Here is a 4,759-nt window from a genome sequence, read left to right on the forward strand (position 1 = left end):
TGGAATCCATTTCGTGGGCTCCGGTGTTTCGGGCGGCGAGGTCGGGGCGCGATTCGGACCGTCGCTCATGCCCGGCGGCAGCCGCGACGCGTGGCGGATACTCCGACCGATCTGGAACGCGGTCGCCGCACGGGTCGATCGAAAGACCGGGAGACCGATCGAAGGGGCCCTCCCCGGCAAGCCCGTCCGCGGTGGCGAACCCTGTACGACCTACATCGGCTCGGGCGGTGCCGGGCACTACGTGAAGATGGTCCACAACGGAATCGAATACGGCGACATGCAGCTCATCTGCGAGGCGTACTTCCTGTTGTCCGAGTTGCTCGGCCTGCGGCCACCGGATGTCGCCGAGATATTCACGAAATGGAATCGTGGCGATCTGGACTCGTTCCTGATGGAGATCAGCGCAGAGATCCTGGGCCAGCGAGATCCGGATCATCCGCGACGCTGGATCGTAGATGCGATTCGGGATACGGCCGGTCAGAAAGGAACGGGACGCTGGACCAGCATCAACGCCCTCGACCTTGGCGTTCCGGCGGCCACCATCGCCGAGGCGGTCTTCGCGCGGACCCTCAGTGCGCGTCAGGAAGAACGTGGCGTCGCGTCAAAGAAGTTGCGCGGACCTCGCAAGAAGTATGCGGCTTCGGAGAAACAACTGATCGACTCGGTTCGCGACGCGCTCTACTGCTCGAAGGTCTGTTCCTATGCGCAGGGTTTCTCGTTGATGTCCGAGGCACGGCGTGAGTACGGATTCAAACTGAACCTCGCGAAGATCGCCAAGATCTGGCGTGGCGGCTGCATCATTCGCGCCGGCTTTCTCCAGAAGATCGCCGACGCTTACACGAGCGACCGCAAACTGCCGAATCTCCTCCTCGATCCATACTTTCGCCGAAAGCTCCATGGTCGGCAGGATGGCTGGCGGAAGACCGTCGCGATCGCCGCGCAACACGGCGTGTCGACACCGGCCTTCATGAGTGCCCTGGCTTACTTTGACGGCTATCGCAGCAAGCGTCTGCCGGCCAACCTGCTGCAGGGTCAACGTGACTTCTTCGGTGCCCATGGCTTCGAACGACTCGATCGACCACAGGGACAGTTCTTCCATATCGACTGGCCCGACCCGAAGCGGCCGCAGCGTCGTGTGCGCTAGCCGCAAGGAGTGACTCGCATGAATTCCGCCCTCTCCCAGACCGCGCTGGACCAGCTGTTCACCGCCGCACGAACCCATGGAAAGTGGACCGATGAGCCGATCGCCGTGGAGACGGTCCATCAGCTCTACGAATTGACGAAGTGGGGACCCACCAGCGCCAACGCGTCACCGGCCCGATTTGTCTTCGTACACTCCGACGCGGCGAAGGAACGGCTGCGACCGACCCTGGCGGCAGGCAACGTCGACAAGACCATGGCCGCACCGCTGACGGTCATCGTCGCCCACGACATGGAGTTCTACGAGAAGCTCCCCGAGCTGGCTCCCCACATCGACGCCCGATCCTGGTTCGTCGGCAACGACGGTTTGATCCAGGAGACGGCGTTTCGCAACGGCACGCTGCAGGGCGCCTACCTGATCCTCGCAGCCCGTGCCCTGGGGCTGGACTGCGGAGCGATGTCCGGGTTCGATGCGGGGAAGGTTGACCGCGAGTTCTTCGACGGCACGTCGATCCGCTCGAATTTCTTGCTGAACATCGGGCACGGAGATCCCGACGGTCCACACCCGCGGGCACCACGGCTCGAATTCGGGACCGCCTGCCAGATCCTCTAGGTGGCTATTTCTTGCCGCCACCCTTCTTGGCGAGCTTGGCCCAGCTATCCCGCAGCGTCACCGCCCGATTGAAAACCGGCTTCTCCGGTGTCGAGTCGCGGGAGTCGGGTGTGAAGTAACCCAACCGCTCGAACTGAATCGGATCGCCTGGCTTCGCATCCGCCAGCGACGGCTCGAGCTTGCAGTTTAAGAGCACGGTCAACGAGTCGGGATTGAGGTGCTTCGTGAAGTCATCTCCGTCATCGGGGTTCTCGGCGTTGAACAGCCGATCGTAGAGCCGAACCTCTGCATCGACGGCATGCGCAGCCGAGACCCAGTGCATCGTCGCCTTGACCCGTCGCCCGTCCGGGGCGTTCCCACCTCTAGTCTCGGGGTCGTAAGAACACCGCAGCTCGACGATCTTGCCCTCGTCATCCTTGATCACATCGGTACAGGTCACCAGGTACCCGTAACGAAGCCGCACCTCACGTCCAGGCGCCAGCCGGAAGAACTTCTTCGGCGGATCCTCCATGAAGTCATCCCGCTCGATATACAGCTCGCGGGAAAACGGGACGGATCGAGTCCCATCCGCCTCATTCTCAGGGTTGTTGACGCCGGTCATCTCCTCGACCTGACCTTCCGGGTAGTTCTCGATCACGACACGCAACGGGTTCAGGACACCCATCCGTCGCTGTGCCCGTTTATTCAGATCGTCACGGACACTGAACTCCAGCTGTGCAATGTCGACCATGCTGTTGCGCTTGGCCACACCAATCCGATCGCAGAAGTCCCGGATCGCCGGTGCCGTGTACCCACGACGACGCATGCCGCCCAGCGTCGGCATCCGCGGGTCGTCCCAGCCCGATACCGTGCCGTCCTCGACGAGTCGGGCCAGCTTCCGCTTGCTGACCACCGTGTAACCGACGTTCAGCCGCGCGAATTCGATCTGTTTCGGGTTACCGGGGGAACTGACGTGTTCGAGCACCCAGTCGTACAACGGTCGGTGGTTTTCAAATTCCAACGTACACAGCGAATGCGTGATGTCCTCGATTGCATCCGACAGGCAATGGGTGAAGTCATACATCGGGTAGATCGGCCACTCATCGCCGGTGCGATGGTGAGCCATCTTGCGAATGCGATAGATCGTGGGATCACGCAGCGTGAGATTGGGCGATGCCATGTCGATCTTGGCCCGCAGCACGTGGGTGCCGTCCTCGAACTCCCCGGCACGCATGCGCCGGAACAGATCGAGGTTCTCCTCGATGCTTCGATCCCTGTGGGGACTGTTGCGACCGGCCTCGGTCGGCGTCCCGCGATACTCACGAATCTCGTCGGCGGAAAGACTGTCGACGTACGCCTCGCCTTTTTCAATCAGCTCGGTTGCAAACCCGTAGAGCTGCTCGAAGTAGTCGGAGGCGTGGTACAGACGATCTTCCCAGTCGAAGCCGAGCCAGCGAACATCTTCCTTGATCGCCTCCTGGAACTCGACATCTTCTTTACCGGGGTTGGTGTCATCGAAGCGAAGATTGCACTTGCCGCCAAACTCGCTGGCGACACCGAAGTTCAGGCAGATCGACTTGGCATGACCGATGTGCAGATAGCCGTTAGGTTCGGGCGGGAAGCGAGTGTGAACCCGACCTTCGTTCTTGCCCTCGGCAAGATCGCTGGTGACCCGCGCACGGATAAAATCCTGCGGCGCTGCGGTTTCCTCGTTGCTCATGCCCTACCCTTGCCACCGATCGATGGAAAACGGGCATCGTAGCACGGGGCCTAAGGGAAGATCCGCCGGCTGGTTCCGTCGCGGACGTCGTAGAGGTCGAGGCTGTCTACCGTCGTCAGGTTGATGCCGGAACTGACGACCAGGTGGTGGCGATCTCGCCAACCGATCATGACACCACGCTGGATCTGGATTGGCTCCGACGCGTGGCTGGTATCGAATACCCGAATCCCGCCGAGTTCCATTACGGCGATGCGAGCTGCGTCGGGGGACAGGGACAACTGAACCATTCGCGCGTCGAGGTCCCCGATGATGTTTGAGACTCCCGTCTTCAGATCGATGACCATTAGCCTGGATCGTTCCGGTAGCCGCTCGTCATCTGCAAATTCCGAAAACGCGACGAATCGTTCCCGTCGATCGTGCGTGAGGCCCGGATACCGAGTTCGGTCCGATAGGATGTGACGCTTACCCGTAAGAACGTCAACCAGCACGAGTCGGGAGAACTCATCCGTACCGATCTCGATAAGCGGCAGTCCGTTTCCGATTAAACCGTCGGATTGACTGTGCGTGGGTGAATGCCGAAGTAGCGGCACCAGCCGAACGGTCGAATCGTCGTAGATCTTCGTCACGTTACCGGACTCGGGGTCAATCAGGAGTACCGACGCGCCAGCGACACCAGGTTCACCGCCTACGAGATAGATGGTCTCTCCGTTGGAGGCCCAACCGGCGAGGCCGTCCGTCGTGTAATCAGGCGATGAAGGAAGATCGATCACCCGCTGAACGTCATCTCCGCCTCGCAAAGAGATCAGTTTCAATTTCGGCAACGAACTGTGTTCGAGCGCCAACCAATCGCCGTCGGGAGAGACCGAGTGGGCCCCGGGATTGTACTCGGATAACCCACCCACAAGACCCATGTCGATGCCGAACCCACGGTCGTCACTCCCATCCGGACGAACCGATCTCAGTTGATGTCGATCACCCCGGAAACCGAAAACCGTCCTTGCCGAGTAGTAGAAGATCCGCTCCCCATCGTAGGCGCGATTGTCGGTGGAGAAGAGCGGTACCGACGTCATCTTCGGAGTCAGTGGGTGCGCGGGGCGCCCGTCCGTCGGAATCGCCCAGATCCCCAGGATCTCGTCACCTGGGTCGCGTGCATCGGCAAACACCACCGAGCCGTCGCCGCAAAGACGAGGCACGGTCAGCACAAGATTCTCCGGGTCCACATGCATACCGCGAACCACCATCGGGACCGCTCCCACCGTCGCGGTCGTTACGAGCAACGCCACCAGTACAAGCGGTCGCTGCGCAAT

General features: G+C 61.2%; 4 protein-coding genes. 2 read left to right on the plus strand and 2 right to left on the minus strand.

What is annotated here, in order from left to right:
- Together gnd and OES25_17465 are read left to right on the plus strand one after the other, a co-directional pair.
- The coding region (gene gnd / locus OES25_17460; GenBank protein MDH3629425.1) for a decarboxylating NADP(+)-dependent phosphogluconate dehydrogenase at window positions 1–1,144 on the plus strand (1,144 nt) is incomplete at its 5' end.
- Between the two features lie 18 nt (window positions 1,145–1,162).
- Window positions 1,163–1,753: a malonic semialdehyde reductase gene (locus OES25_17465; GenBank protein MDH3629426.1), complete on the plus strand. Its 591-nt coding sequence runs from the start codon at window positions 1,163–1,165 to the stop codon at window positions 1,751–1,753.
- Between the two features lie 4 nt (window positions 1,754–1,757).
- On the opposite strand, the gene OES25_17470 is transcribed toward OES25_17465, so the two are convergent.
- A complete protein-coding gene (locus OES25_17470; GenBank protein ID MDH3629427.1) occupies window positions 1,758–3,452 on the minus strand; it encodes a glutamine--tRNA ligase/YqeY domain fusion protein in 1,695 nt (564 codons plus the stop codon).
- Between the two features lie 50 nt (window positions 3,453–3,502).
- Window positions 3,503–4,759, minus strand: a 1,257-nt coding sequence (locus OES25_17475) for a hypothetical protein (protein MDH3629428.1), incomplete at its 5' end; no start/stop codon positions are given.

Source organism: Acidobacteriota bacterium (genome assembly GCA_029861955.1).
In the GTDB taxonomy this organism is placed as follows: domain Bacteria; phylum Acidobacteriota; class Polarisedimenticolia; order Polarisedimenticolales; family Polarisedimenticolaceae; genus JAOTYK01.

Bases quoted from the DNA above. Each gene is read 5' to 3' on its own strand.
- OES25_17465 (MDH3629426.1), top strand. From the start codon at position 1,163: ATGAATTCCGCCCTCTCCCAGACCGCGCTGGACCAGCTGTTCACCGCC.
- OES25_17470 (MDH3629427.1), bottom strand. From the start codon at position 3,452: ATGAGCAACGAGGAAACCGCAGCGCCGCAGGATTTTATCCGTGCGCGG.